The 24,369-nt window shown below is 59.6% G+C and carries 33 protein-coding genes; 29 read left to right on the top strand and 4 right to left on the bottom strand.

Going from position 1 to position 24,369, the window contains the following annotated elements:
* The first annotated feature begins 25 nt into the window (after positions 1–25).
* From argF to ACT3UQ_RS09030, 3 genes are all read left to right on the top strand, one after another.
* Positions 26–985 (top strand): ornithine carbamoyltransferase, encoded by a 960-nt coding sequence (gene argF, locus ACT3UQ_RS09040; RefSeq protein WP_105650765.1) that lies wholly within the window; start codon positions 26–28, stop codon positions 983–985.
* Positions 986–1,489: an arginine repressor gene (locus ACT3UQ_RS09035; RefSeq protein ID WP_105554647.1), complete on the top strand. Its 504-nt coding sequence runs from the start codon at positions 986–988 to the stop codon at positions 1,487–1,489.
* 110 nt (positions 1,490–1,599) lie between these two features.
* Positions 1,600–3,549 (top strand): HNH endonuclease signature motif containing protein, encoded by a 1,950-nt coding sequence (locus tag ACT3UQ_RS09030; protein ID WP_444637014.1) that lies wholly within the window; start codon positions 1,600–1,602, stop codon positions 3,547–3,549.
* A gap of 83 nt (positions 3,550–3,632) precedes the next feature.
* On the opposite strand, the gene ACT3UQ_RS09025 is transcribed toward ACT3UQ_RS09030, so the two are convergent.
* Positions 3,633–4,184 carry a macro domain-containing protein gene (locus ACT3UQ_RS09025; protein WP_105554645.1) on the bottom strand — a complete coding sequence of 184 codons (552 nt, stop codon included), beginning with the start codon at positions 4,182–4,184 and terminating at the stop codon, positions 3,633–3,635.
* A gap of 346 nt (positions 4,185–4,530) precedes the next feature.
* Between ACT3UQ_RS09025 and argH the strand changes: the two genes are divergently transcribed.
* The 5 genes from argH (at position 4,531) to ACT3UQ_RS09000 (ending at position 11,344) form a co-directional block, all read left to right on the top strand.
* A complete protein-coding gene (gene argH / locus ACT3UQ_RS09020) occupies positions 4,531–5,949 on the top strand; it encodes an argininosuccinate lyase (RefSeq protein ID WP_444637013.1) in 1,419 nt (472 codons plus the stop codon).
* A 131-nt stretch (positions 5,950–6,080) separates the two neighbouring features.
* Positions 6,081–6,821 (top strand): maleylpyruvate isomerase family mycothiol-dependent enzyme, encoded by a 741-nt coding sequence (locus ACT3UQ_RS09015; RefSeq protein WP_444637012.1) that lies wholly within the window; start codon positions 6,081–6,083, stop codon positions 6,819–6,821.
* Positions 6,822–6,970: 149 nt separating this feature from the next.
* Positions 6,971–7,504, top strand: coding sequence for an adenine phosphoribosyltransferase (locus ACT3UQ_RS09010; RefSeq protein ID WP_374954797.1), 534 nt, complete (start codon positions 6,971–6,973; stop codon positions 7,502–7,504).
* Between the two features lie 125 nt (positions 7,505–7,629).
* Positions 7,630–9,888: a HelD family protein gene (locus tag ACT3UQ_RS09005; protein WP_444637011.1), complete on the top strand. Its 2,259-nt coding sequence runs from the start codon at positions 7,630–7,632 to the stop codon at positions 9,886–9,888.
* A 244-nt stretch (positions 9,889–10,132) separates the two neighbouring features.
* Positions 10,133–11,344 carry a tyrosine-type recombinase/integrase gene (locus tag ACT3UQ_RS09000; protein WP_444637010.1) on the top strand — a complete coding sequence of 404 codons (1,212 nt, stop codon included), beginning with the start codon at positions 10,133–10,135 and terminating at the stop codon, positions 11,342–11,344.
* Between the two features lie 48 nt (positions 11,345–11,392).
* On the opposite strand, the gene ACT3UQ_RS08995 is transcribed toward ACT3UQ_RS09000, so the two are convergent.
* On the bottom strand, positions 11,393–11,767 hold the full coding sequence (locus ACT3UQ_RS08995; RefSeq protein ID WP_444637039.1) for an ImmA/IrrE family metallo-endopeptidase: 375 nt from the start codon (positions 11,765–11,767) through the stop codon (positions 11,393–11,395).
* Between the two features lie 16 nt (positions 11,768–11,783).
* A complete protein-coding gene (locus ACT3UQ_RS08990) occupies positions 11,784–12,224 on the bottom strand; it encodes a hypothetical protein (RefSeq protein WP_444637009.1) in 441 nt (146 codons plus the stop codon).
* A gap of 186 nt (positions 12,225–12,410) precedes the next feature.
* On the opposite strand from ACT3UQ_RS08990, the gene ACT3UQ_RS08985 reads away from it, so the two are divergent.
* The 3 genes from ACT3UQ_RS08985 (at position 12,411) to ACT3UQ_RS08975 (ending at position 13,266) form a co-directional block, all read left to right on the top strand.
* Positions 12,411–12,650: a helix-turn-helix domain-containing protein gene (locus ACT3UQ_RS08985; protein WP_444637008.1), complete on the top strand. Its 240-nt coding sequence runs from the start codon at positions 12,411–12,413 to the stop codon at positions 12,648–12,650.
* Positions 12,647–12,856: a hypothetical protein gene (locus ACT3UQ_RS08980; RefSeq protein ID WP_444637007.1), complete on the top strand. Its 210-nt coding sequence runs from the start codon at positions 12,647–12,649 to the stop codon at positions 12,854–12,856. Before ACT3UQ_RS08985 ends, ACT3UQ_RS08980 begins: the two co-directional genes overlap by 4 nt.
* A 125-nt stretch (positions 12,857–12,981) precedes the next feature.
* Positions 12,982–13,266 (top strand): hypothetical protein, encoded by a 285-nt coding sequence (locus ACT3UQ_RS08975; protein ID WP_444637006.1) that lies wholly within the window; start codon positions 12,982–12,984, stop codon positions 13,264–13,266.
* A gap of 216 nt (positions 13,267–13,482) precedes the next feature.
* Here the strand turns inward: ACT3UQ_RS08975 and ACT3UQ_RS08970 are convergent, their stop codons facing one another.
* Positions 13,483–14,133 (bottom strand): hypothetical protein, encoded by a 651-nt coding sequence (locus ACT3UQ_RS08970; protein ID WP_444637005.1) that lies wholly within the window; start codon positions 14,131–14,133, stop codon positions 13,483–13,485.
* 79 nt (positions 14,134–14,212) lie between these two features.
* Here ACT3UQ_RS08970 and ACT3UQ_RS08965 point away from each other — a divergent pair, with 79 nt between their 5' ends.
* The 18 genes from ACT3UQ_RS08965 to ACT3UQ_RS08880 all read left to right on the top strand — a co-directional run bounded on the left by ACT3UQ_RS08965 (position 14,213) and on the right by ACT3UQ_RS08880 (position 24,021).
* Positions 14,213–14,497, top strand: coding sequence for a hypothetical protein (locus ACT3UQ_RS08965; RefSeq protein WP_444637004.1), 285 nt, complete (start codon positions 14,213–14,215; stop codon positions 14,495–14,497).
* 291 nt (positions 14,498–14,788) lie between these two features.
* Positions 14,789–14,923 (top strand): hypothetical protein, encoded by a 135-nt coding sequence (locus tag ACT3UQ_RS08960; protein ID WP_444637003.1) that lies wholly within the window; start codon positions 14,789–14,791, stop codon positions 14,921–14,923.
* A complete protein-coding gene (locus tag ACT3UQ_RS08955; RefSeq protein ID WP_444637002.1) occupies positions 14,920–15,402 on the top strand; it encodes an SAM-dependent methyltransferase in 483 nt (160 codons plus the stop codon). Before ACT3UQ_RS08960 ends, ACT3UQ_RS08955 begins: the two co-directional genes overlap by 4 nt.
* A gap of 229 nt (positions 15,403–15,631) precedes the next feature.
* Positions 15,632–15,952 (top strand): hypothetical protein, encoded by a 321-nt coding sequence (locus ACT3UQ_RS08950; RefSeq protein ID WP_444637001.1) that lies wholly within the window; start codon positions 15,632–15,634, stop codon positions 15,950–15,952.
* The gene (locus ACT3UQ_RS08945; protein WP_444637000.1) at positions 15,952–16,308 is read left to right on the top strand and encodes a hypothetical protein; all 357 of its coding nucleotides are present in this window, start codon (positions 15,952–15,954) and stop codon (positions 16,306–16,308) included. The genes ACT3UQ_RS08950 and ACT3UQ_RS08945 overlap by 1 nt, the downstream gene beginning before the upstream one ends.
* A 57-nt stretch (positions 16,309–16,365) precedes the next feature.
* Positions 16,366–16,722, top strand: a complete 357-nt coding sequence (locus ACT3UQ_RS08940; RefSeq protein WP_444636999.1) for a hypothetical protein — start codon at positions 16,366–16,368, stop codon at positions 16,720–16,722.
* Positions 16,719–17,213 (top strand): hypothetical protein, encoded by a 495-nt coding sequence (locus ACT3UQ_RS08935; RefSeq protein WP_444636998.1) that lies wholly within the window; start codon positions 16,719–16,721, stop codon positions 17,211–17,213. The genes ACT3UQ_RS08940 and ACT3UQ_RS08935 overlap by 4 nt, the downstream gene beginning before the upstream one ends.
* Positions 17,203–17,535, top strand: coding sequence for a hypothetical protein (locus tag ACT3UQ_RS08930; RefSeq protein WP_444636997.1), 333 nt, complete (start codon positions 17,203–17,205; stop codon positions 17,533–17,535). Before ACT3UQ_RS08935 ends, ACT3UQ_RS08930 begins: the two co-directional genes overlap by 11 nt.
* Positions 17,532–18,728: an AAA family ATPase gene (locus ACT3UQ_RS08925; protein ID WP_444636996.1), complete on the top strand. Its 1,197-nt coding sequence runs from the start codon at positions 17,532–17,534 to the stop codon at positions 18,726–18,728. Before ACT3UQ_RS08930 ends, ACT3UQ_RS08925 begins: the two co-directional genes overlap by 4 nt.
* Positions 18,729–19,682 (top strand): PD-(D/E)XK nuclease-like domain-containing protein, encoded by a 954-nt coding sequence (locus tag ACT3UQ_RS08920; RefSeq protein ID WP_444636995.1) that lies wholly within the window; start codon positions 18,729–18,731, stop codon positions 19,680–19,682.
* A gap of 2 nt (positions 19,683–19,684) precedes the next feature.
* The gene (locus tag ACT3UQ_RS08915; protein ID WP_444636994.1) at positions 19,685–20,239 is read left to right on the top strand and encodes a hypothetical protein; all 555 of its coding nucleotides are present in this window, start codon (positions 19,685–19,687) and stop codon (positions 20,237–20,239) included.
* Positions 20,240–20,812: a single-stranded DNA-binding protein gene (locus ACT3UQ_RS08910; RefSeq protein WP_444636993.1), complete on the top strand. Its 573-nt coding sequence runs from the start codon at positions 20,240–20,242 to the stop codon at positions 20,810–20,812. It begins immediately after the preceding gene.
* A 69-nt stretch (positions 20,813–20,881) separates the two neighbouring features.
* On the top strand, positions 20,882–21,052 hold the full coding sequence (locus ACT3UQ_RS08905; protein ID WP_444636992.1) for a hypothetical protein: 171 nt from the start codon (positions 20,882–20,884) through the stop codon (positions 21,050–21,052).
* Positions 21,053–21,188: 136 nt separating this feature from the next.
* Entirely contained in the window at positions 21,189–21,590 is a 402-nt protein-coding gene (locus ACT3UQ_RS08900) for an HNH endonuclease signature motif containing protein (protein WP_444637038.1), read from the top strand.
* Positions 21,587–21,859, top strand: a complete 273-nt coding sequence (locus ACT3UQ_RS08895; protein ID WP_096284052.1) for a glutaredoxin domain-containing protein — start codon at positions 21,587–21,589, stop codon at positions 21,857–21,859. Before ACT3UQ_RS08900 ends, ACT3UQ_RS08895 begins: the two co-directional genes overlap by 4 nt.
* Positions 21,860–22,229: 370 nt before the next feature.
* Positions 22,230–22,511: a hypothetical protein gene (locus tag ACT3UQ_RS08890; RefSeq protein WP_444636991.1), complete on the top strand. Its 282-nt coding sequence runs from the start codon at positions 22,230–22,232 to the stop codon at positions 22,509–22,511.
* 9 nt (positions 22,512–22,520) lie between these two features.
* Entirely contained in the window at positions 22,521–23,618 is a 1,098-nt protein-coding gene (gene dnaN, locus ACT3UQ_RS08885; RefSeq protein ID WP_444636990.1) for a DNA polymerase III subunit beta, read from the top strand.
* Between the two features lie 10 nt (positions 23,619–23,628).
* Entirely contained in the window at positions 23,629–24,021 is a 393-nt protein-coding gene (locus tag ACT3UQ_RS08880) for a hypothetical protein (RefSeq protein ID WP_444636989.1), read from the top strand.
* Positions 24,022–24,369 lie beyond the last annotated feature (348 nt).

Here is a 24,369-nt window from a genome sequence, read left to right as displayed (position 1 = left end):
CACCGGAAGCAAAAGGAACCGATTCATGAGCGCTACACGCCACTTCTTGACCGACCTCGACCTGAGCCCCGCCGAGCAGTCCAAGGTCCTGGACCTCGCCGCTAAGATGAAGGCCGACAAATACGGCTACCGGCCCTACGCCGGCCCGCAAACCGTCGCGGTGTTCTTCGACAAGACTTCCACCCGTACCCGCGTCTCCTTCCACGCGGGCATCGCCGAGCTCGGCGGCTCCCCGCTGATCATCAACTCCGGCGAATCGCAGCTGGGCCACAAGGAATCCATCGCGGACTCGGCCAAGGTGCTTCAGCGCATGGTCTCCACCATCGTCTGGCGCACCTACGCGCAGTCCGGCTTGGAGGAAATGGCGGCGAACTCCCGGGTGCCGGTGATCAACGCGCTCTCCGATGACTACCACCCCTGCCAGCTGCTCGCCGACCTGCTCACCGTGCGCGAGCACAAGGGCAAGACCCAGGGTCTGAGCATGGTCTACCTGGGCGACGCGGCGAACAATATGGCCAACTCCTACCTGCTGGCCGGGGTCACCGCCGGCATGCACGTGCGCATCGCCGGCCCGGAAGGCTACCTGCCGTCCGCCGAGATCATCGCCGCCGCGGAAATCCGCGCCGAGCAGACCGGCGCGTCGATCATGATCACCACCGACGCGGCCGCCGCGCTGGCCGACGCGGACGTGGTGGTCACCGACACCTGGGTCTCCATGGGGCAGGAAGCCGAGAAGGCGACGCGCCAGAAGCTGTTCACCGACTACTCGGTGACCACCGAAGCCATGAAGCTGGCGAAGCCCGATGCCATCGTGCTGCACTGCCTGCCGGCCTACCGCGGCTACGAGATTTCCGCCGAGGTGATCGACGGCCCGCAGGCGGTGGTCTTCGACGAGGCCGAAAACCGGGTCCACGCGCAGAAGGCCATCATGACCTGGCTGATGGTCGCCTCCGAGCTGGCCGCGGACGAGCGGGTCGAGTTTTAAATGGGAGCCCAGCCAAGCACCAAGACCGCACGCCAGGCGCGGATCCGCGCATTCCTGGGGAACAATTCGGTCAAGAGCCAGGCCGAGCTGCTCGGGCTGCTGAAGGACGACGGGCTGGAGGTCACCCAGGCCACGCTGTCCCGGGATCTGGTGGAGATCGGGGCGGTACGCATCCGCGACCACCTCGGCCAGCTGATCTACGCCGTGCGCCAGGAGGGCGGGGACCGTTCCCCGAAAACCGCCATCACCCAGGAGGTGCTCGACGCGCGGCTGGCCAAGATCTGCCAGGAGCAGCTGGTCACCGCCGAGGCCTCGGGCAATATCGTCGTATTGCGCACCCCGCCGGGCGCCGCGAACCTGCTGGCGTTGGCCATCGACCACTCGCAGATGCCCTCCATCCTCGGCTGCATCGCCGGGGACGACACCATCATGATCATCACCCGGGCCGCCGATGGAGCAGCGGAGGTCGCCGGGCGTTTCCTGCAGCTGGCCGAACCACGCTAACCGGCCCGCCCGCGCACGATCTCCACGCACGATCGACCCGCCACCGGATGTTATCCACACCCGGTGGCGGTGCCGTTTAACCCGCGCCCGCCCCGGGGCATCATCGGTGCATGGACCCCGAACAACTGCCCCTGACGCTAAGCGAGCTGGCCGGCCAGCTCGCTACCGCGCCGGCGCTGAGTATCGAACAGCTCATCGCCGCGCAAGACGCGTGCCGCACGCTGTTCGGGGTCCTTGCCGAGCAAGCCGCCGCCGTCGATGATCCGCGGATGGCGGCCGCCTTCGCCGAGCATCTCGAGCGGTTGAACCGTGAGGTCTACCGCGAGCTGCCGCGTGCGGTCAGCGCCGTGGAAATTACCGCCAGCCACGCCCTGGCCCTGGAGGAATTCGACGCGCTGCGTGCCGGCTCCACCGATTTCAGCGCCGCCGCGCGGCTGGCTCCGGGGCGAACCTGCTACCGGGATGCCGCGGATTTTTTGGGCAAGTGGCTCGGGCTGGACTATCAGGAGGCCAGTCGCCGCATCGCCGACGCGCACCTGATCCATGCCCGGCGCAGCATCGCTGGCACCGGTTGCGCCCCGCGGTTTACGCAACTGGCCCGCACCTTCGCCGAGCACAAGCAGCTTGATCCGCGCGCGGTGCTCGCCCAGGCCAGGGCGCTGGACAAGATGGAGCCCGAGGACACCACCTTCGATGGGCTGCCCACCACCGCCAGCGCCACGGCAGAGGACGGCCAAACCCTCGAGGCGCACGCCAACCGGCTGCTGAAGGAACACGATCGAGCCACCAGCCGGAAGAAAATCTCTGCCCTGATGGCCCGATACAAGCTGACGCATGCCGTGCAGCCCCGCCCGGAACTCGGGGTTTTCCCCCGCCCGGTCAAGCAGGGAGTGCACGAGTACCTCATCCGAGTGGAGGGGCTCGACGCCGAGCTCTTCGAATCGCTGATCGCCCAGGCCGACAACAAGCGTACGGCCGCCGGGGCGGCGGCCCGCTTGACCGCGGCGGTACCCAAACGGCCTACGGATTCACCGCAAATGCAGCCAACCGCCGCAAAGGCCGAGGAGCGGCTGCCGGCCTGGCGAGAAAAACTGGATCAACAGTGGAGCAGCGGCAGCCCGCCTCCGCGGTGGGCTGCAGATCCCGACCCCGAGCAGATCCCAGAACCCGCGGCCGCGGAGGAAGCGGCGCCCGACCTTAGCAGCGAGGCTGAAGGAGCGCCGCAGGGCAAGGAAAACTCCGCAATGCCAGCACCTTCTTCCCGGACGCGGCGCTGCAACCCACCGCCGGTCCCGGCTGGAATCGAACCTCTTCCGGCCTCCGCCGCTGACCTGGCCGCGCAGGCGGACCTGGATCCGCTGTGCAGCGTGCCGCGACGCCGGCTGAATGCCCTGCTGGGCATCTTGCGAAACCAACCCCATGGCGGTGAAGGCGGCGAGGGAAAAATCGTGACCCCGGAGCTGATCGTGTACCTGGCGCTACGCGACCTGCGCGAGCTGGCCAGCGGTACCGCCCGCACCGCCCACGGGATCGAGCTGGAACCGGAGGAGCTGCGCAAATTATTGTGCGACGCAGAGATCATCCCCATGGTTTTCAATGCGGCGGGGCAGGTGCTCGATGTCGGACGATCCCAGAGGTTGTTTCCCAAATCGATCAAACGGGCGGCGCGGGCACGCGACGGCGGCTGCATCGTGCCCGGTTGCACCATGGATCCGGCGCTGCTGGATTACCACCACATCCGGTACTGGGAACACGGAGGCCAAACCAGCCTGTCCAATTGCTGCCCCTTATGCCCGGCCCATCATGTCGCGGTGCACCTGGGGTACCTCAAGATCGTGAGCATCGACGGGCTGCCGCACGTGATCTTGCCCGAACACCTCGATCCGGATCGAAGGCCGAGACGCAACCAGTACTTCCAAACCTTCGATGCCACCGGACATGGTTCTGCGCAGGGCCCCGGAATTCCATCCGTCGCCGATCATCCGTCCGTGATGAACCAGCATCCGGAAACGCGGCACAACCGGCAAGCCCCGGGCGATAGTGCCCACCCGGCTGCTTGACCGCGGCCCAGAGAAGAACTGCCCGTCAGGCGCTATGCCATGACGGGCAGTTCTTGGTGTCTGACACCGGGGTATCGGAGCGTTTAGGCTGCGAGCTGGTCCACGGAGGACATGTTGAATGCCTGCTCGAAGGCTTCTTGAACCTCGTCGGTATGTGACACCATCACGACTCGATGGATCGGCGAAATATGCTTATTCGTTTCGATCCAGGCGCTGATCGTTTCGAAGCCAATCTGTGCGACCTGCGCTGGCGGCCAGCCGAACGCACCCGCGCCCAAAGCCGGGAATGCGATCGAGTGCGCCTCATGGCGCGCGGCTAGATAGAGCGAATTGCTGAAGCAATCGGCCAGTATTTTCGGGTTTGGCTTGATCAGTGCCAGGTTCGGCGCCGCGGTGTGAATAACCCACTTCGCCGAAAGGTTCCCCGCCTTCGTTGCTACGGCAATACCGGAAGGGATCCCATCGGGGTACCGGGCCGTGCGCACTTCGCGGCAGGCGGCGAGCAGGCCGGGGCCGGCTGCCGCATGAATAGCTCCGTCAACGCCGCCGCCGCCCAACAATGAGGGGTTGGCTGCGTTCACGATGGCATCAACGTTCAACGTGGTGATATCACCGCGGTATAACTGGATTTCCATGGGGTTTCCTCCAACGAAGTATCCGTATTCGATTGTGTGTCTCTCACCATACGCTCGCCTCCGCACCTGCGGAAGTGTAAAACGCGCAACTCACCGACTCCTCTCAAAAAACCGGTACATAGTTCACAGGCAGCCGATCGATACCCACGCCGGGCGCAAATATGTGACGGCGGGTGGCCGGTGCTGCGAACGGATGAGGACCGGAGCTCCGCAAGATGCGCACGGGACAATCGCAAACTCGCTGAATATTTATGAGCGCCAATGCATAAAGCTTTGCTAGAGTGGTTTCAGCGAATTAATAAACTTTACCCGTCTCCCGGCGGGATCTGGCTGAAAGGAACGAGTCATGGCCTCGTCAACAAATGAAGGATCGCTCTGGGGCGGACGCTTCGCCGGTGGACCGGCAGAAGCAATGGCTGCCCTGAGTAAGTCAACCCACTTCGACTGGCGCTTGGCCAGCTACGACATCGCCGGTTCCCGCGCCCATGCCAAGGTGCTCAACCGCGCCGGGCTGCTGACCGAGACCGAACTGACGGAGATGATCTCCGCCCTTGACCAGCTCGAAGCGGATGTGAAGTCCGAAGCCTACGTGGCGGCGGAATCCGATGAGGACGTGCACGGTTCGCTGGAACGCGGACTGCTCGAACGCGCCGGCATGCAGCTGGGCGGCAAGCTCCGCGCGGGCCGCTCGCGCAACGACCAGATCGCCACCCTGGGCCGCATGTTCCTGCGCGACCATGCGCGCATCATCGCCTCCGGTGTCATCGGCACCATCGACGCGATGGTCGAGCAGGCCAAGGCGCACCCGTACGCGCCGATGCCCGGGCGCACCCACCTGCAGCACGCGCAGCCGATCCTGCTTTCGCACCTGCTGCTGGCCTATGCGTGGCCGCTGCTGCGCGACGTGCAGCGCTTCGCCGATTGGGATAAGCGCGCTGCGGTTTCCCCTTACGGTTCCGGCGCGCTGGCCGGGCAGACCTTGGGACTGGACCCGAACTTCGTCGCCAGCGAGCTGGGCTTCGACTCCGCGGTGTTCAACTCGATCGACGGCACCGCCGCACGTGACGTGTTCGCCGAATTCTCCTGGATCACCGCGATGATCGGCGTGGACCTCTCCCGCGTGTCCGAAGAAGTGATCCTCTGGGCCACCAAGGAGTTCAGCTTCGTGAAGCTGCACGATGCCTTCTCCACCGGCTCCTCGATCATGCCGCAGAAGAAGAACCCGGACATCGCCGAGCTGGCCCGTGGCAAGGCCGGTCGCCTGATCGGGGACCTGACCGGGTTGCTGGCAACGCTGAAGGCGCTGCCGTTGGCCTACAACCGCGACCTGCAGGAAGACAAGGAGCCGGTGTTCGACGCCGCGGACACCCTGGAGATGCTGCTGCCAGCGATGGCCGGCATGATGGGCACACTGACCTTCAACACCGAGCGCATGGCGCAGCTTGCGCCGCAGGGCTTCGCGCTGGCCACCGACATCGCTGAATGGCTGGTCCGCCAGGGCGTGCCGTTCCGCGATGCGCACGAGCTCTCCGGCAGCGCCGTGCAGCTGGCCGAGTCGCGCGGCGTGGAGCTGTGGGACCTGACCGACGAAGAATATGCGGGCATCTCCGAGCACTTGACCCCGGCGGTGCGCGAGGTGCTCTCCACCGAGGGCTCGCTGAACGCGCGCAACAGGCAGGGCGGCACCGCGCCGAGCGCCGTCGCGGCGCAGCTAGCCGAATTCGAGCGCCAGCTCGACGAGATCCGCGCCTGGGTCAAGGGCTAAGCACAAACCTTCGTTCCGCAACCGATGGCGGCGCAATAGCTTCGAAATGCCGCGAAGCTATTGCGCCGCCGTAGGCATTTAACGAGCTGGCTACTTCTGCGCGGATATGCCCGCGCGCTAGAGTGTGTGCCATGACATCTGAACTTCCGCCGGAACAACTCCTTGAGCAGGTCACCACCGCCTTAGACGAACTGGCCACGCAGCTGGCGAAGTTGCCCGACGAGGCCTACGCCAAGCCCAGCTCGCTGCCCGGTTGGAGCACCGCGCAACTAGTCGCGCACCTGCATTCGCTGGCGCAGGCTGCCCGGCGGCAATTCGAGAACGCCGGGGCCGCGCACTTGCCGCCGATGTACGACGGGGGACAGGTCGGGCGGATCGAAGCGATCAATATGGTCGCGTTGCTGCGACCGGAAAAGCTGCGCGAACTGGTGGCCGAATCCCTCGCGCAGCTGCGCGTGGTGCTGGCCGGTTGCGAAGCCAAGTGGGAGCAGCCGGTGGGCTATCGGCCCGCGGCGCAGGTCGCGGACATGGTCTATGCGGTGTGGCGCGAAATGCTGATACACGCCACCGATCTGGACGAATTCGTGCGCCCGGCCGCCAGCTGGCCGCAAGAGTTTTCCGATCATCTGCTGCGCGCGCTGGCCGCCCGGGTGCGGGCAGGTGACCGCGTCGTGGTGCAACCCCATGGACGGCAGCGCCAGGTGCTCGGCAACGGCCAGCGGTCCTGGGTATTGGAGGGAACCGACTACGATCTGGCCGCCTGGTTCGCCGGCCGCCCGGTCAGCGGGGTGGTACGCGCCACCAAGGCCGCCGATTCGGCCGAATTCCCCACACTGCTGCCTTGGCCGAGCGATACCCTGATGCGGCGCTGATTCCGCGCGATTCCGCGCTCGGACCGCTGCCGCGCTAGGCAATGGGCGACCGGGCGGCGCAGCAGCAGCGAGCCCGGGTGCCTCCGTTCCGCCGATGGCACAATCGTCCAGGTACCCAGCGGGGTCACGCACGCACTAAAATATTACGCGTGACTAATAACGAGAGCATTTGCGAACTGCTGGATCGACTGTGCGCGGTGGTCCCCGACTACCCGCAGCCCGGTATCTCCTTTAAGGACCTCACCCCGGTGTTTGCCGATCCGGTGGGCTTGCGCCGCCTGGTCGACGAGTTGATCGCGCCCTTCGCCGGGACCTTCGACATCGTCGCCGGGCTGGAAGCGCGCGGCTTCGTGCTCGCCGCGGCCGCGGCCTACGCCTCGGGGACCGGGATGCTGACCATCCGCAAGGCCGGAAAGCTGCCGCGCGAGGTCTACCGCGATGACTACACCCTGGAATACGGCAGCGCCGCGCTGGAGTTGCACAAGGATGAGATCGCCCCCGGCACCCGGGTGCTGGTGCTCGACGATGTGCTCGCCACCGGCGGGACCGTGGGCTCCTCGGTGCGGCTGATCGAACGCGCCGGAGGCATCGTCGCCGGCGTCGGGGTGATCTTGGAACTTGAGGCCTTGGGCGGACGCAAGAACCTGGACGGGCACCGGGTGCTGTCGCTGCAAACGGTTTAACCGCCGCGCCGCGCCACGGCGTGGTGCGGCGCGAAGATGACGTGGTGGCTTCGCGGGATTAACCCGTAGGGTCGCTACGCGCGTAAGATTGTCTGTCCTGTAAGTTAGCGCGAGGGGAACCAAGATTGACCGGTACGATCGAGCGGGATCTGCTCGCTGAAAGCCAGTACGTCGCACGCCTGTATGACAGGCTCGATGAGTTGCGCGCGGAAAAGGTGGAGCAGCTTGCGCGCACTCGCGCCACCGGTGCGGTGGGTACCTTCCAGAACCAATCCGAACGCGATTCATTCGCCAGCCTCTACGAGGACCGCATCGCCCAGTTGGACGCGGTGCAGGATCGCTTGGTCTTCGGCCGGCTGGACATGGCCGACCACGGCGAGGGCATCGAACCGCGCTATATCGGCCGCATCGGGCTGTCCGACGAGGAGCTCAATCGGCTGATGATCGACTGGCGCGCCTCCGAAGCCGCCCCGTTCTACCAGGCCACCGCGTTGAACCCGCGCGGCGTGCGGCGCCGCCGCCACCTGATGCTCAAGGGCCGTACGGTGGCGGGGATCGAAGACGACGTGCTCGATGAAACCTGGCTCGACGAGGGCCACACCCACCACGGTGAAGGTGCCTTGATGGCCGCGCTGCGCGAAAAGCGCACCGGCCGGATGGGCGATATCGTCGGCACCATCCAGGCAGAACAGGATGCGATCATCCGTGCGGAACTACCCGGCGCCGTGGTCGTGCAGGGCGGACCGGGCACCGGCAAAACCGCCGTTGCGCTGCACCGTGCGGCCTTCCTGCTCTACGAATACCGGGAACGGCTGAAGAATGCCGGCGTGCTGATCGTCGGCCCGTCCAACTCCTTCATGCGCTATATCGAACGCGTGCTCCCGTCGCTGGGTGAAACCGGTGTGGTCATGTCCTCGGTGGGCGAGCTGTACCACGGGGTGGCGGCCGGACCGGAAACCAACCGGACCGTGGCGAAGGTCAAGGGCCGGCTGTCGATGGCCAAGGTGATCGCCGCCGCGGTGCGCAACCGCCAGCGGCTGCTCGCCGAGGACCGCACGGTGGTGGTCGAAGGCACCCGGCTGACGCTGACCCGGGGCATGGTGCGCAACGCCCGCGAACGCGCCCGGCACAGCCACAAGCCCTATAACGAGGCCCGCGAAACCTTCACCAAGGTGATCGTCGGGGACCTGGCCGAGCAGCTGCTGCGCAAACTGGAGGAATCTGCGGGGCAGCCCAGCGCCGCGGACCGCTCCTACCTGCCCCAGGAGGTGCGCGAATCCTGGGATGTGCGCGTGGCAATCAACCTGTGCTGGATGCCGCTGAGCCCGCAGGGCCTGCTCGAAGAGCTCTACGCCAAGCCGCACCTGCTGGAGGCGGCCGCCCCGCGCTTGTCGCAGTCCGACCGCGACGCGCTGTTCCGCCCGGCGGGCTCGGCCTTCACCGAGGCCGATATGCCGCTGCTCGACGAGGCCGCCGAATTGCTCGGCGAGTTCGTCAACCCGCAGGACGCTCCCGATACCTCGCAGTACGAGCGGGATGTGGAAAACGCGAAAATGGCGCTGAATAACATGGACACGATGCTCGCCAACGCGGGGATCGACGGGGTGGTCACCGCGGAGCAGGTCGCAGCGGTCAACCAGGAAACCGCCGCCTCGCAGAGTGCTGCGGAACGTGCGGTGGCCGATCGCACCTGGGCCTACGGGCATATCGTGGTCGATGAGGCGCAGGAACTTTCGCCGATGCAGTGGCGCCTGCTGGTTCGCCGCTGCCCGATGAAGTCCTTCACCATCGTCGGGGATATCGCGCAGACCTCCGCCGCCTCGGGCGCCAATAGCTGGGCGCAGGCACTGGAACCCTTCCTGGGCAAGCGCTACAACCTCGAAGAGCTCACGGTCAACTACCGCACCCCGGCGCAGATCGCCGATGCGGCAGTTCGCGTGGCCCAAGCCGCGGGGCTGCGCATCACCACGCCGCGCGCGGTGCGCGAAGGAGACTGGCCGCCGGTGCTCACCTATGCGCCGCAGGGCCGGCTGATCGAGCAACTCATCGCGCAGCTTCCCGAAGAGCTGGACTATGCGGCCGGGGGCCTGCAGGCGATCATCGTCCCGCAGGAATTGCTGGCCGCCGCGCGCGCTGCGGTCACCAAGGTCTACGGCGAGCGTGTTGGCACCGGATCCGGCGGAATGGTCCAGGACATCGTGGTGATTACCGCACGCGAATCCAAGGGATTGGAATTCGACGGGGTGATCATCGTGGAACCTGCGCAGCTGATCGCGGACGTCGACGGGGGAGTGGGCGATCTGTACGTCGCGATGACCCGCACCACCCAGCGCTTGCACGTGATTCACACCGCGCCGCTGCCCGCGGGGCTCACCGAGCAGTAGTAGTTCATCCCAAGACAACCCGGAATCCCCGGGTGTGAGAACGGGAACAAACTAGGACTGGCCGACGGGATTTTGCTAATGTGGAGACTGTGTCTGACTTAAAGCAAAATTCAGACCGCACGGATCACGCGGCTAAAAACCGCGTGATTCTGGGGTTTTTGCGGGGTCTTTCCTGCACAGAAAGCCCTAATTGTCCGTGTGCATGGCTACAGTAAGGCTACACACGGACATAAGGGGTTATTCAATGGCTCGCAGTAAAGGCGACGGCGGTCTATACAAAGACTCAAACGGACTATGGACAGCCGTAGTAGAGCTGCCACAAGGACTCGATGAAAAGCGTCGGCGCAAAGTCATCAGACGGAAAAGTAAGAAAGCCGCACTCGACCAGCTCAACGAACTCAAGAAGTCCGTAGCTGTGTATGGCGACGTGCCAACCACCGGATACACGGTCAAAGAGTGGACTGCGTACTGGCTTGATAAAGTCATTGCCAAAAACGCAACGCCTGGAACGTATCGAAACTATGAGAAAAACATACGAAACTACATAGACCCGTTGCTTGGTCGCCAAAAGCTCAGCAAGCTCACTCCGCGGCATGTACGAGACTTTCATGCGCGAATGGCAGAGCTACCCGTAGACAAAGATCTGCGCGAGAAGCACGAGCGCGAATGGGTGGGCGATTACAAGAAGCTCGGCATAGGCACAATGCGCAATACCCACAGCACACTTGCCAAAGTTCTTGATGCCGCGATAAATGACGGACACGCGCTGGTAAACGCCGCGAAACTGTCCGGCGCTCCGAAAGTTGGAGAAGTGGCGACCGAAGCCGTCGCTTTGAGTGTGCCGGAAATTAAACGGCTGCTCGCCTATATAGCAACTCACCCAATGGGTGCTATGTGGGCAACTTACTTACTGACCGGCTTGCGCCGTGGAGAAGTGCTAGGAATTGAAGCTGACCGCATCGACTTCGAGAAGAACCTGCTCGATGCGTCATGGCAGTTGCAGTCATTCAAGAAAGAACATGTTGATAAGGCCAAGGAAGATTACGAGGTGCGCCCCCTCGGTGGCAACTTCTATCTAACCCGCCCTAAGTCATCTTCCGGCTGGCGCATCCTGCCGTTGGTCGAGCCTTTGCGCTCAGTCCTAAAGCTTCATATGCAAGACAGGGGCGAAGGGCTCATATTCACCCGCAAGGCCGGCACGCCGTGCGCCCCTGATGCGATTGGCCGCGAATGGCACACGCTGCTAGGGGATGCCAAAATTCCTCTTGGCTCCACGTTGCACGGCGCTCGCCACACGGTGATTGACCTGCTCTACGACGCTGGCATTGAGGAAGCGATCATTCAGCAGATCGTAGGACACTCCAAGGCTGATATGACCCGCTCGTACAAGACGCGTAGCAACCCTGAACAGGCCCGTAAAGCGCTGGAAGCATTGAACACGATCATCAATAAGTAGACTCAACAAGACCCTTGCCTGATCTTCGGATCTGGCAAGGGTCTTTTTTTATGCGTGGAGCTCGGCAGCGTAGTTCATGAGGTCAACGCTTTCCGCAAAAGTCAGTGTATTGAGGAACGTTCTTACCACTGTCGGCAGGACTCCAAGGCTGGCTGCGATGGCTGGCGCTTCCATGCTTGCCCGAGAGTGCTCTTTGATGAGATCCACAGTAAGCAAATGCCTTGCGGCCCATTTGTCCGCTAGGCGCTCCGTTTTAGGCTGATGGCCTGTGTGCCCGTAATGAGCGTGCCCGAGCTCGTGGGCCAGCGTAGTGACTAATTGCGCGTGGCCCATGCGCGGCCGAAGAGTGATCAGCCGGCGCTTGTGTTCGTAGATTCCCCACATGGTGCCTGGGGGTGGAGCCATGCGTACTCGCACCCCCATTTCGTGGGCTAGCTGCTCAAGGTTCGTGAGGTAGATCGTCAAATCCTATGTTGGGGTCAGCTTCTTTAGCTGCAAGGTCGTACCGATTCTTTCTAACATCCTCGTCGGACATTTGAGAGTAGTCGGGGTCATCATCGAGTAGTTGAAGCTTTGGTATTTCTGAGATGTTGGTTCTTCCTACTGCGCGTCGAAGAACTTCTTCTAAAAGTGATACTTCGGATGCATTCCGCAAGTCGGTATCAGCCGATGCGGCATCCACCTCGAAGGCCTGAACTATCTGGGCTTCGATGAGTCCTTGTACGGGGTTGATTCCGTAGGCACGGCATACGGCCACAATTACTTCGGCTGATTCGATGTTGCGGTTGAACGTGCTCGGTGTCTGTCCGAGCTTCAACGCCATCTGACGCTTAGTGTCGCCGGTTTTGCGCTCAAGCCATTCTGAGATGTTGGTGTCCATGAAATTAATTATGTTGCATTTTTGCTACATATGCAACCCTATTGACGCATATCAGCGCGAAACGATGAATCATTATTCGAACACTAGCTGTAGCGGATTCGAGTTACAGTGTTGCAATATCGCTAGAAACTGTGCCACACTCGATACATCGGCAAACAAAAACGCTACAACTTAAGGGTTTTAGACATGAGCGAACAGATTCGAATAAAAGAAGGACTCCTAGACCGCCTTCGAAAGTTCTCGGGGCTTACCTCCGATGACGCAATGGCTCGACTACTCAACGTTAGCCGAGCAACTATTGACCGAATCAAAAGCGGAGACCAGCCATCGGCTAAGTTCATGGCCGCACTTTGCACTACCTTCGGTCTCGGCCTCGGCGAAGCCTTCGAGATTTACGAAGTAAGCGAAGAGGTTCAAGCAGCATGACCGCCAAGGAATCGCTGATCAAAAAGGACAAGCTTTCTTATAGCTTGCAGGAATCAGCAGAAGCCACCGGGTACAGCGTCCGAACTATCCAGAACCATATGGCAGATGGAAACATCATCGGCAGGTACGCAAACTCAAAATGCGTCATCCTCGCCGAAGACCTCAAAGACTGGCTGCTAAGCCTTCCAACCGAGAAGCCAGACTAACTAGCACCACCGAACGACCCGCTGTGAAGTAGCCGGCACCCCCGCCCGATTCTGGGCAAACATCCCGCAGTATCTTTCGAACCCTCCCTTCCGTGTTGTTTGCGGAAAGTAAAGGACTATTTGTCATGCCCAAAAACAACCCGAAGCCGGGCTTCCTCACTGAACTTGCTCGTTATAACGCGATCAACGGCGTTAGTTCGACGTTTTCAGAGATGAAGAAAACTGCACGCCGGCTTGAGCGTGCGTTCAACGATCGCGCCGACAAAGCGGTTGAAGTTGCTGAGTTCTTGGCGCTTGCTTACCAGCGCGAGTTCACTGATCCGACCGGCGAAACGGCTGTAGCGCACTTGATGGACCCGAAAGAGTGCGATCACCATAGGTCAGTAGAGAGAAGGTTGATGGCTGCATGAGCGAGATCGTGCACACCACAGAGACCAACAAGAGCCCTCCCGCCGATGATCGGGAAGTCCGCTGGATCATCTGCCCGAACTGCTTTTACGAGCGGGAAGCTGGCATCGGTTGCGGACTTCCGTGCGTCTAGTTCAGCTAGAGACCAACCCCAATAAGTAAGGCCACTAGCTCTAACTAGTGGCCTTTCGTTTACCCAATAAGGAGCAAGTATGAGCCTAGTCGAAATCTCCGAGATAGCCCATCGGGTAGCTTTCATCGTGCACTCTCGCGTTTCCCGCTTGAGTGGACCAGTCGATCCTTTCGTGGATGCTGTGGAGCTGGTACTCGAACGTGGTCGGCTCGGAGATGTACATGCGGTTCCGGAGGGGGTTGGTTTGATAATCCCGTATCTTCGCCCGATGAGCGCGTATCTCCCGGAGGTAGGTGGCTCGGGCTTGCGGACATTCGATCTTGACGTTGCTGCCGCCGGGGATCGTTTTATGGTCGGAGCGGATCTTTTCCTCATCGACTGTCAGGATGATTCGAACGTCCCGCGCTTCGTCGTCTCCCCTGTTGGTTATGACGTAGATGCCTGGCTCTTCCCAGTCGCATTCCCAGTGAATGTTGCTCGTGTCGCTTTGGCGCAGATCGGCCCGTTGTGCGACCGTCAGCGCTTCTTTGCCTATTTCGCGGGAATCTATTGCGATGCGCTTACTGTCTTCGGCGATGATGTTCGCGTCCGTGCTGAGCTGGTTCGCAGTGTTCGCCTTCTCGATGGCCTTTTGGGCGAGCTTGTCAGACGAGCGTGAGGAGCAGACGGCAAATATTACGGCTGCGAATGCTACGCCGAGGGATAGTGCCGAGATGAGCAGAGCGATTGTATCCACACATACACCCTACCCAAATAATCAAGGCCACCAGGTGCGAACTGGTGGCCTTTTGCATCCCTCGAAAGGAAAACACAACATGTCCATTCTAGCCCCGCCCGAACCGAAGCTTGATTATGTGGTGCACGGTGATATGAGAACCGCCCGTGTGAGCGTCAGGCCGACCCGGCATCACGAAGTTTTCGAATTGTTCCTAGTCGATGCTGGCATGCGTTTCTACGTCGCCGAGGATCACAAGGGCACGAACTGGGTTTTCCGGCATCGCCTCTTTTCGCGGTGCGTTGAGAACGCTAAGCGTCGTGCCCGCGCTCATGTGAAGGCTGAGCTTAGGGCCATGAAGTATAAGAAGACCCTCAATGGTTAGCGTGAAGGGCTTGCCGGTTCCGATGCTTTTTGAGACTTCGAAAGAGGATTTTTTCGAAGCTCATGCGGGAACTGTTGCCGAGCTTGTGGGGGAGGGGCAGCCGTTTTCGAATGATGACGTTCGTAAGCGCCTGGCCACTTCGCCGAGGCATTCAAATTGGTACGGCGCGGCCATGCGTCGCGCTATCAGCGAATTTTCATTGGTCGAAGTTAGCTATGGCAAGTCGCGCACGAAGTCACGTAATGGTGGGCGGTTGATCCTTTGGGAGCCACGGAAGGAAAGGGCAGACGCATGAGCGACACGGAGCAGATGACCCCGGAGGCGTGGGCATGGGTTTTAGTTCTCACGGTTGGCGGCGCGCTCGCATGCTACGGCGCTTTGGTCGGCGCGATCCTCGGCCTAACGATGATCGGGGGCGCGCTATGAGCTTACCGCCAGTTCTTGACCCGGCATCAGGCAGCCGGATGTTCTATTTCGATCCCGAAGATGACCGCGTGCTTTTCGGTGATATTCGGAGCGAAGAACACGTTCTTTGTGACGGGCGGGCGCTCAATATCAACCCGGATGCCTACACAGATTTTCGTGACCTTCCGTTCCCGGATGAATCGTTTCGGGTTGTCGTATTCGACCCGCCGCACCTTGTGAACGCTGGCCCTAATTCGTGGCTGGCGGCAAAGTATGGACGACTTACGAAAGAGACATGGCAGGACGATTTGCGCGCCGCGTTCGCTGAATGCTTCCGCGTGCTTCAACCGTCCGGCGTGTTGATCTTCAAATGGAACGAAACGCAGATCAAGGTTCGCGAAATTCTCGCGCTCACTGACCAGAAGCCACTCATAGGGCACATGTCCGGCAAAGCCATGAATACGCACTGGATCACGTTCATGAAAGACGGCCCGCAGTGAGCCGTTGTGCGCCGTGCCAAGTGGACTATGACGGATGGTTGACGCGGATCATTCCACCGTGGCGCGGTCAGTGCTACCGATGCTTGGCGAAGGGTGCGGGGCATGCCGGTTGCGTACTTTGCCAGTCATCCCTCAGCGCGCACCGTCGAGAGCAGCGCGAACTAACCCGGTTCCAGCTCGATTTGATCGACAACATTTGCAAGAAAAATCACCAGAAGGAGAACTAATCATGAGCGCGAATCTTCCAGGAAACCCGCACGTTTTCGCGGGGCCGCAGATCGCATCCCCGGTAACGATCAATGAGGACTTCATTGCCCAGAACGGCATCACCGAAGATACGGTGATCCTTTCCGAATTGACCCGAAACACCGAGTCAAACCTTGCTGTTGCGTATGAGATTCGCACGCAGACTTTGGTTCAAATGCTCGCAAGCAACAACCAGGCGGCCGTCCGCATATATGGCGCCGATCTTCACGATGCGCCCGCGGGGCTAATCGAAATGCTTCGTGAGCAAGGCGAAGAGCTCAGCGACCGCTTAGGGCGTGACTAATGAGCACGACTAACGAAGGCCTCGCGAAGGTATTGCGCGAGCATCGCCGCTGCCGGTCGGTTGGCGGCGGCTTGGCGTACAAGTGCATTTGTGGCGAGTCGGTGGCATCCAACTCGCACCACGTCATGAGCGCGCATCAAGCCGAAAAGGCGCTTGAATACCTCTCAGATGAAGAGGTGACCGCCGAAGCCAAGGAGCAAGCCGAACTGGAAGCCGAAGCGCTGTTCTTCTTCAACGCATTCTGGGAAGGCAGAGACGCGCTCCCAATTGATAGCTGGGATAAGGAACCTGGCAAATCAAAGCAGAGTTGGCTCGCTGTTGCCCGCCGCGCCCGAGGAATGAGGGCAGAGAAGTGAGTGAAATCTGCATGTACACCGATTGCCCAGATGCTTACACCCACGATAGGAGCGACCATGACTAACCAGCCCCCGCTAAACCCGGACGCGATCGAAGTGACCGAACGCTGGATGAAAGAAAAGTCCGCGACGTTTGGCCTGCATTGGAAGAACGCTAAGCCGATCATCGAAACGTACCTCGCCAACGCCCAGCCGGTATTGAACGGCGTGGAGGAATTGGATGCGTTGCCGTTCAATACTGTTGCTATGTTCACGATGCGCCCCCTCGATAGGCCAGTTCCCTTCGAGCTCAGTTCCATCAATGGCACGGACAAGACCTGGCAACAGCCCGGCGACGGTGCCGCTTACCCCAACTCGATCATGGCGCGATACCTCCCGGCCATCGTCCTGCACCGCCCGGAGGCGAAGCCGTGACCATCCAAGAAATCCTGGTGGCGCATGAACGTACCCTCTCGTTCATTACTGCGCGCCAGATCTGCAAATGCGGTTGGGCAACCAATGACATGCCGGACGCTTACTTGAAACACTACGCCCATGTTGCCGAGGTGCTGGAAAAGCGCATGCAGGAGCGGGAAGCCGCGGTCATCGTTGGACTTGCTGAACTGATGGAGGAATGCGAAACAGCGCACGGCATTGCCGAATGCGCCGCACACGTGGAGGGAGAGTCGGGACGGCAAGCGGTTATTGACAACTGGGAATCCATCATCGAAGAACCCGCCGAATGGTTGCGTGAGCAGGCCAATCTCCACCACGAACGAGGGTTCGACTACCTCCGCTACGTCGCTTACGAAGCATGGCAAGCCGGCTACGACGCGGGAGAAATTTGCGCATCCGGCGCACTCGACAAAGACCACGAGTGCGAAACCAACCCCTACGCAGACGAGGAACCAACCAATGGGCGCTAATGAGAAGCACGAGGCTGCATATCACGGCGGGGAATACGTGCCCGATACGCCGACCACCGAACAGATACGTTCCGCCTGGACTGACCCGGCACCCGGAGTTAGCGATGAACAGTTTTACTCAGCAGAAGCTTTTGACCGCTGGCTGTCCGAGGCCCGCGCCGAGGCGAAAGCTGAGGTTTACGACCATCTAGCCGCCACGGCGCACAACCGGTTCGAAAAAGCGAGAATGACCGGACTCGCACACGAAACACGACACGGCCCCACCAAATTAGGCGGGGCTTTTTCTATACCCGAAACCGAAAACAAGGAGAACAAACCATGAGTACCCAGATCACCGAAGCGACTCTCAAGAACTTTCAGAAAGTCAGCTACGCCAAGATTGAACCATCCGGCAACTTGATCGTCCTCGCGGGCAAGAACGGTGCCGGAAAGACCTCCACCAATGACGGACTCGAAGCCGCACTGACCGGCCACAACGGGCGCAACATCAAGCGCCCCATCAAGGACGGCCACGGCAAAGCAACCATCGATATCAAACTGTCGGACGGCTCGACGCTGATCCGCGGGTACACCCCATCGGGAACCACGCTCAAGGGTTTGGATGCTGCCGGTAACAAGTTCGGTCAACGAGATCTTGATGCACGTATCAGCTCGCTTGGCATCGACGGACGCAAGTTCATCAGCCTGGGGGATAAGGAACAGCTTCAAGCGTTACTGAGCATCGTTGATCTGCCGTTCAAGCCCGCCGAGCTGGATGCCGAACGCAAGAGCTTGGAAGCGCAACGGCTCGCTGTTGGTCAGCAGGGTAAGGCTATCGGCGATCCAGTCGCTGACCCGAACATCCCAGCCGAGGAAACCAGCGTTTCCGAACTGCTCGGCGAATATCGAAAGCTTGAGTCTGCCCAGCAGGAACGCAATAAGTACCTAACCGACCTGAACGAATCGCAGTCTAAAGTTCAGGATTTGGAACGCCAGTTAGCGGCGGCGCGAGAGCATCTGGCAAACGTCACCGAGTCTCTGGGGCACATGTCGGACTTCTCCGCAGACCTCGACGCTTTGCGAGTGCAGATCGACACCTCTGAGGATGCCAACGCCGCTATCAGGGCGAACAACCAGGTACGCGAACAAGCACAACGGAAACTTGAACTGCGCGCACAGTACGAAGGCCTCACCGAGCAGATCAAGGCGCTCGACCAGCGTAAAACTGACGGGCTCGCACAAGCTGAAATGCCAATCGAAGGACTCACCTTCGATGACGAAGGAGTGCTGTACCAAGGCGTGCCATTCTCCCGCGCATCAGGTCGCGAACAGCTGATCGTGTCCTGCGCGATGATCATGGCGACCAACCCAGAGATTCGCGTCATCGTCATTCGTGACGGCAACGTGCTCGATATGGAAGGCATGGAGATTCTGCAGTCCATGGCCGAAGCAACCAATTTCCAAGTGTTCATCGAATTGGTCAAGGAAGACAAGGGCGAGGAAGAGTATTTCTTCGCAGAAGGCGAGCTGGTCTAAATGATCATCAAGACAGGTGCACGGGCGGTCACCCCGAAAGCGGAGACACCGCCCGTAGTCGTATCCAAGACGTTTACCGAACCGAAGCCAACCCAGGTTACGGCGAAACCGGTGCCAAGAGTTATCAAGCCCAACCACGACTACGACGGAATGACCAACGCCGAGTATCACGGGGCTAAGGAATGGTTCGGCTCGACCTCGCTGAAAACCTTGGCACTCAAAACCCCGGCGCACTACAAGCATGAATCCGAGAATCACGTATTCAAGGATGCATGGAACATCGGCACCGCCGCGCACTCCCTAATTCTGGAAGGCGACACCACAAACATCGTGGTACTCGAATATCCGAATTACACCACCAAAGCAGCGAAGGAAGCTAAAGCCGCAGCAATCGCGGAAAACAAGCAACCATTGCTCGCCAAGGAATGGGTGGAAGTGCAGGCCATGCACAAATCAGTCATGGATCACCCTGTGGCTTCGAAGCTGTTCACCGGCCACATCCCGGAGCGCTCGTTCTTCTGGGAAGAAGACGGGATGAAGTTCAAGTGCCGCCCAGATGCTCTGCACCCGAACATGATCGTGGACTTGAAAACCACCGTGGACGCTAACCCGGATGACTTCGGCAAAACCGCATTCAACTACGGCTACTTCGTGTCAGCCGCCCATTACCGAAACGGTGTGCAAGCGGTGAATGGTGGCGAGAAACTGCCGTTCGTTTTCGTCAATGTCGAAAAGACCGCACCCTATCTCGTCTCCGTCACTGAGCTGGATGAGGACGCGCTTGACTTCGGGCAGCAGATGATTGATCGCGGATCACGCATCTACAAAGAATGCGCGGAGTCAGGCAACTGGCCAGGATACCCGAACCACACCACAACACGGCTTCCCGACTGGGCTTACTGGCAACTCGAAGAACTAGAAGACAAGCAAATCGTCTTCGGAAAGGAGAAGTAATCATGGACTTATCGCACGCAATCCAAGCAAAATCTGACCAGCTGAACGCGATCGATCTTATCGGCGGCCCACAAACCTTTCAGATTGAACGCGTCGAAGACAAAGGGCGAGTCGATCAGCCTATTTGGGTGCACCTTGTAGGGCATCAGGGGAGGCCGTGGAAGCCGTCCAAGACTGCGCTACGGCTGTTGACTCACGATAGGGCGTGGGGTGTTGACGGTGACGCGTATGCAGGGCGCTGGATCACGCTCTACCGAGACCCTGAGGTTACGTGGGGAGGCGAAGCTGTGGGCGGTATCCAGATTTCTGCCATGTCTCATATCGAATCGGCATTCACGGAGAAATTGAACGTGGCGCGACACAAGCGCAAGCCGTTCACAGTGCAGAAGCTCGAAGCGCCAGCCCAGCAGCCCCTAGAAGTGCCCGCTGACATTCAGGCCAATGCAGAGAAAGCGGCCACCGAGGGGCAACTCCCGGCATATAAGGCGTGGCTGAATGAGCAGGGCGCGCCGGCACACATCATGGAATACATCGACGAACTAGGAGGAGCGAAATAAATGGCCGGCGAAACGGTAATCACAGTCATTGGCAATCTGACCGCGGATCCAGAATTGCGGTTCACGCCAGCCGGCGCGGCGGTCGCAAACTTCACTATCGCATCGACACCGCGCACGTTCGACCGGCAATCGAACGAATGGAAGGACGGGGAAGCACTATTCCTACGTTCTAGCGTGTGGCGTGAGGCCGCGGAGAACGTTGCCGAAACGCTCACCAAGGGCATGCGAGTCATTGCTCAGGGGCGGCTACGTTCGCGCTCTTACGATACGAAGGAAGGCGAGCGGCGCACGGTCATGGAGTTGGAAGTTGACGAAATTGGCCCGTCACTCCGATTCGCATCAGCTAAGGTCATGCGCACTCAGCGGGGCAACGGCGAAGGCGCTGCGGGCCGAGGCAATGGTGGCGGCTTCAACAACTCTCAGGCCAACTCGCAACAGCAGCCACAGCAGGGTGGAGGCTGGAACGCGCCAAGCAATGACCCTTGGAGCACTGGCAGTAACCCCGCGCAAAGTCAGCCACAGCAGGGTGGCGGCGGTTGGGGCAACCCAGGCACAGACGAACCACCATTCTAAGCACTTAGCAGCCAAACCAAGCCGGTCTAATCAGATCGGCTTTTCTTATGCCCGAAAGGCAAAACCAAAATGGATATCAACATCATCTTCGCTATCGGCGGCGTTGTCGCCGGGCTAATCATCCTATGGGCAGTCATCGCTTTGACCCTCGGTGCCATTGCACGACGCGCCGTTGTCCGATTCAGCCGGCAAGCTGACCAGGAACACGAAGCGTTCCGAAAGCGCCACGGCTTCCACTAAGCCACTAACCGCCCACTGAGGCGGTTTTTCTTTACCCAAAACGGGGCTGGCATTCACTACGAATGCCAGCCCCAACCCATTCCCAAAGGAACTTATTTTGAAAGCGCTTCTTGGAAGACTTTGGAAATCGGTACAGGTGACCGAATCCTGTTGGCTTTGGACCGGAGCACTCCTGGACGGATACGGGATTATCGGCAGCAACGGCACCTGCCTAAGAGTGCACCGCTTGGCCTACGAGCAGCTAGTGGGCGAGATACCGCAAGGACTTGTGCTTGACCATCTATGTCGAGTTAGAAACTGCGTGAATCCATCGCATCTTGAACCGGTGACGATCAAAGAAAACGTACTCCGCGGGGTGGGCCCAACTGCCGAATTCGCTCGCCGAGATGAGTGCGCTCACGGTCACCTTTTCACCCCAGAAAACACCCGGATAACCAAGACAAGAACGACTACTTATAGGCGATGCCTGGAGTGTCATCGCGCAAGAAATCGCGCATACATGTCTCGTAAACGACAAGAAAGAATGAACGCCAAATGAACGTAACTGTATTCACCACCACCTCATGCCAGAAGTGCCGGATCACCAAACGCAAGCTCGATGACGCGAAAATCCCATACGCGACCATCGACGCATCGACCAAAGAGAACGAGCCTCTAGCCGCCGCGATCCGAGCCAGAGCAGAAGAACTCAACACCCCGGCAGAAATGCCTTACGTGACCGTCTACGACGAACACAACGTGCTCATAGCCGATTGGTTCAGCTTCCGGCCAGACCTCATCAACGAACACATCTTGGAGGCGAACTAACGTGCCAACTAAGCGGAAAGTCATCACGCCGCGGCCATCCCATGAAGAAAATCTTCGGAGCGCTAAAGCATTCCAAGACAAGCTCGACTGGCAAACCTGCACAACAAAGACAAACGCCGCCAGAAAGTGCGCATGGTGACCAAATGACGACCGACACCCCGCCATGCTGCTCACTTTGCAAAGGCAGAGCACCGCACATGTTCTGCCGGTCTGCATCCTGCAAGTGCCACTCCAGGGCAGAACAGAAACAAAAATCTGGGCGCGCACTCTACCGCGACCCAGTAGCCGAACAAGCCATCGGACGGGCCATGAGCGACCGCAACGGTATCGGCTACCAAGGCCGCCCCATCTACCTAAAAGGAACCCGACGATGACCAACCCTCAACAGCAAGCCGACGCACTCCGCAAGCTTGCCGCCATTCTCGAAGCCGACGAACTACCAGGGCGCGAATACCAAGACGTGCCCTTGCATGTCTGCCTCTACTTCAAAAACGAAGCACAACGGCAATCAGCAATCTTCAAACTCAAACTGGCTGGCCACCAACTGCGACCGAGCGAATCCGGCAAACATTTCAGCGTCACCATCGACCACGACATAACCCAAACCGGACTAGAAATCTCGCTCATCGTTCCCACCATCGACCACGAATAGGACAAGACAATGAAGCTCAGCATTGACCCCGCAGACCTCAAAGAAGCCGTACGGTTCGCACAAACAGCCATCGCTGCACGCCCCACATCTCCCATCATGAGCGCCGTCTACCTTGAAGCCCGGTCAGATCAGCTGCAAGCCAGCGGATCTGACTACCTGCGCTTCTCTCGGGTGTCCGTTTCAGCAGACATTGAACAGGAAGGTTGCGCGCTCCTTTACGCCCAGATGCTCGGCCAGGTAGTGAACAAGTTCAAATCCAAAAAGAGCGTCATCGTTCGCGTGGAATCAGACCGAGCCTACCTATCCCAAGGCTCAATGAAGTTCGAAATGCCGATCATGCCCGCGGATGAATACCCGAAGAACCTCAACGGCAACCCCGAAGAAATCGGTTCAATCGACGGGAGCGACTTCTCCACGCTAATCCATGCGCTCGAAGGTTGTGCATCCACCGACGAAGCGCTGCCCGTATTGAAAAGTATCCATCTCGAACTAGGGGAGCGGATCGACGGCATGGCCACCGACCGGTACAAGATCGGCACGGACTACACCGACTGGGAACCGTCCGCTGAAATGAAAGTGGCCGTCACGGTCTCAACGGACTGGCTCAAAACCATATCCAAAACCATCGCTGGCCACACCACCCTGCAAATCAGCATGGACGACGGCGAAGCATCACGGATCGGCGTCACCTCCGGAGCGTACACAAGCAGCATTAGCCTACTGAGCGGCGACTACCCAAAGGTTCGGGCACTCTTCACCAACGCCAGCACCGACACTCACACCATCGACCGCAAAGAGCTGATAGCCGCCGTTGACGCGGTGAGCGTTATGGCTGAACGAAATACACCTGTGCGCCTCACCGCAAAAGATTCAATGATCATGCTCGACGCTGGCGGTAGCGATGGAACATCAACCGTCGCCGTTGAGACGGACTCTTATGAAGAGTTCATTCTCGCAGTGAACCCAAGCTTCTTCCTGACCGTTCTACGATCCATCGACACAGATCAGGTGAAGCTTTCGCCGGCGGGCCCGAAGCCGTTGACGATAGAGCCAGGGGATGGAAGTAGCCGCTATTTGCTCATGCCAATCCGACTACCAAACCAATAGGAGCTACTAAGTGTCCAGAGATACGCGACCATACATCGCGGTCACTAACGAACTCTTTCGACACCCAAAGTTCCGGCGACTCAACTTTGAAGCCCGCGTGACTTTGTTGGAGCTTTGGGCACATTGCAATGAGTTCATGACAGATGGCCACGTGGACTCTTGGGTGTTCGAAGAGTATCCACCCAAGGTGCAGGAGCAGCTTCTCAAAGTCGGCTGGGTAGACAAAAAGGGCGACGACTACGCGATGCATGACTACTTGAAGCACCAGAAGTCGAAGAAGGAAATCCTGCAACACAAGTCGAACAAATCTGCTGCTGGGGCGCTTGGTGGGCACACGAAAAACCATACAAATCAAGGGATCGTGAAGCCTGGGTGCTACTGGTGCGAGAACCCGCAAGCCTAGCAAACGTCTAGCAGGTGATACAGCAGAACTAGTAGCAAACCACGTAGCAAACGTCTAGCAAAAAGTGGCACCAACACCAACACCAACACCAACACCATTAACTACTTACGTCGCGTCGAATCCTCAGTTAGTTTTTGGTCATCTTTTTAATGTGCCAATGAAGAAAAGCGGCGATCGTCAAGTACTTAACGCGAGGCTTCAAATCGATCGCCGCCATTTTTAGATAGGAGGAAAACAAAAAATGATACTCACCATAACGCAATGGCAACGGCTAGTCCAAATCATCAAGCTCATGCGCCCCGACTGGTCAAACAACCCCGTAGACAAGATCCTTCAAGAAGCCAACCA

The sequence above is a fragment of the Glutamicibacter sp. AOP12-B1-11 genome, from assembly GCF_052379245.1.
In the GTDB taxonomy this organism is placed as follows: domain Bacteria; phylum Actinomycetota; class Actinomycetes; order Actinomycetales; family Micrococcaceae; genus Glutamicibacter.
The sequence above is the reverse complement of the archived record's forward strand: the minus strand, read 5'-3'. Positions and strand labels throughout refer to the sequence as shown.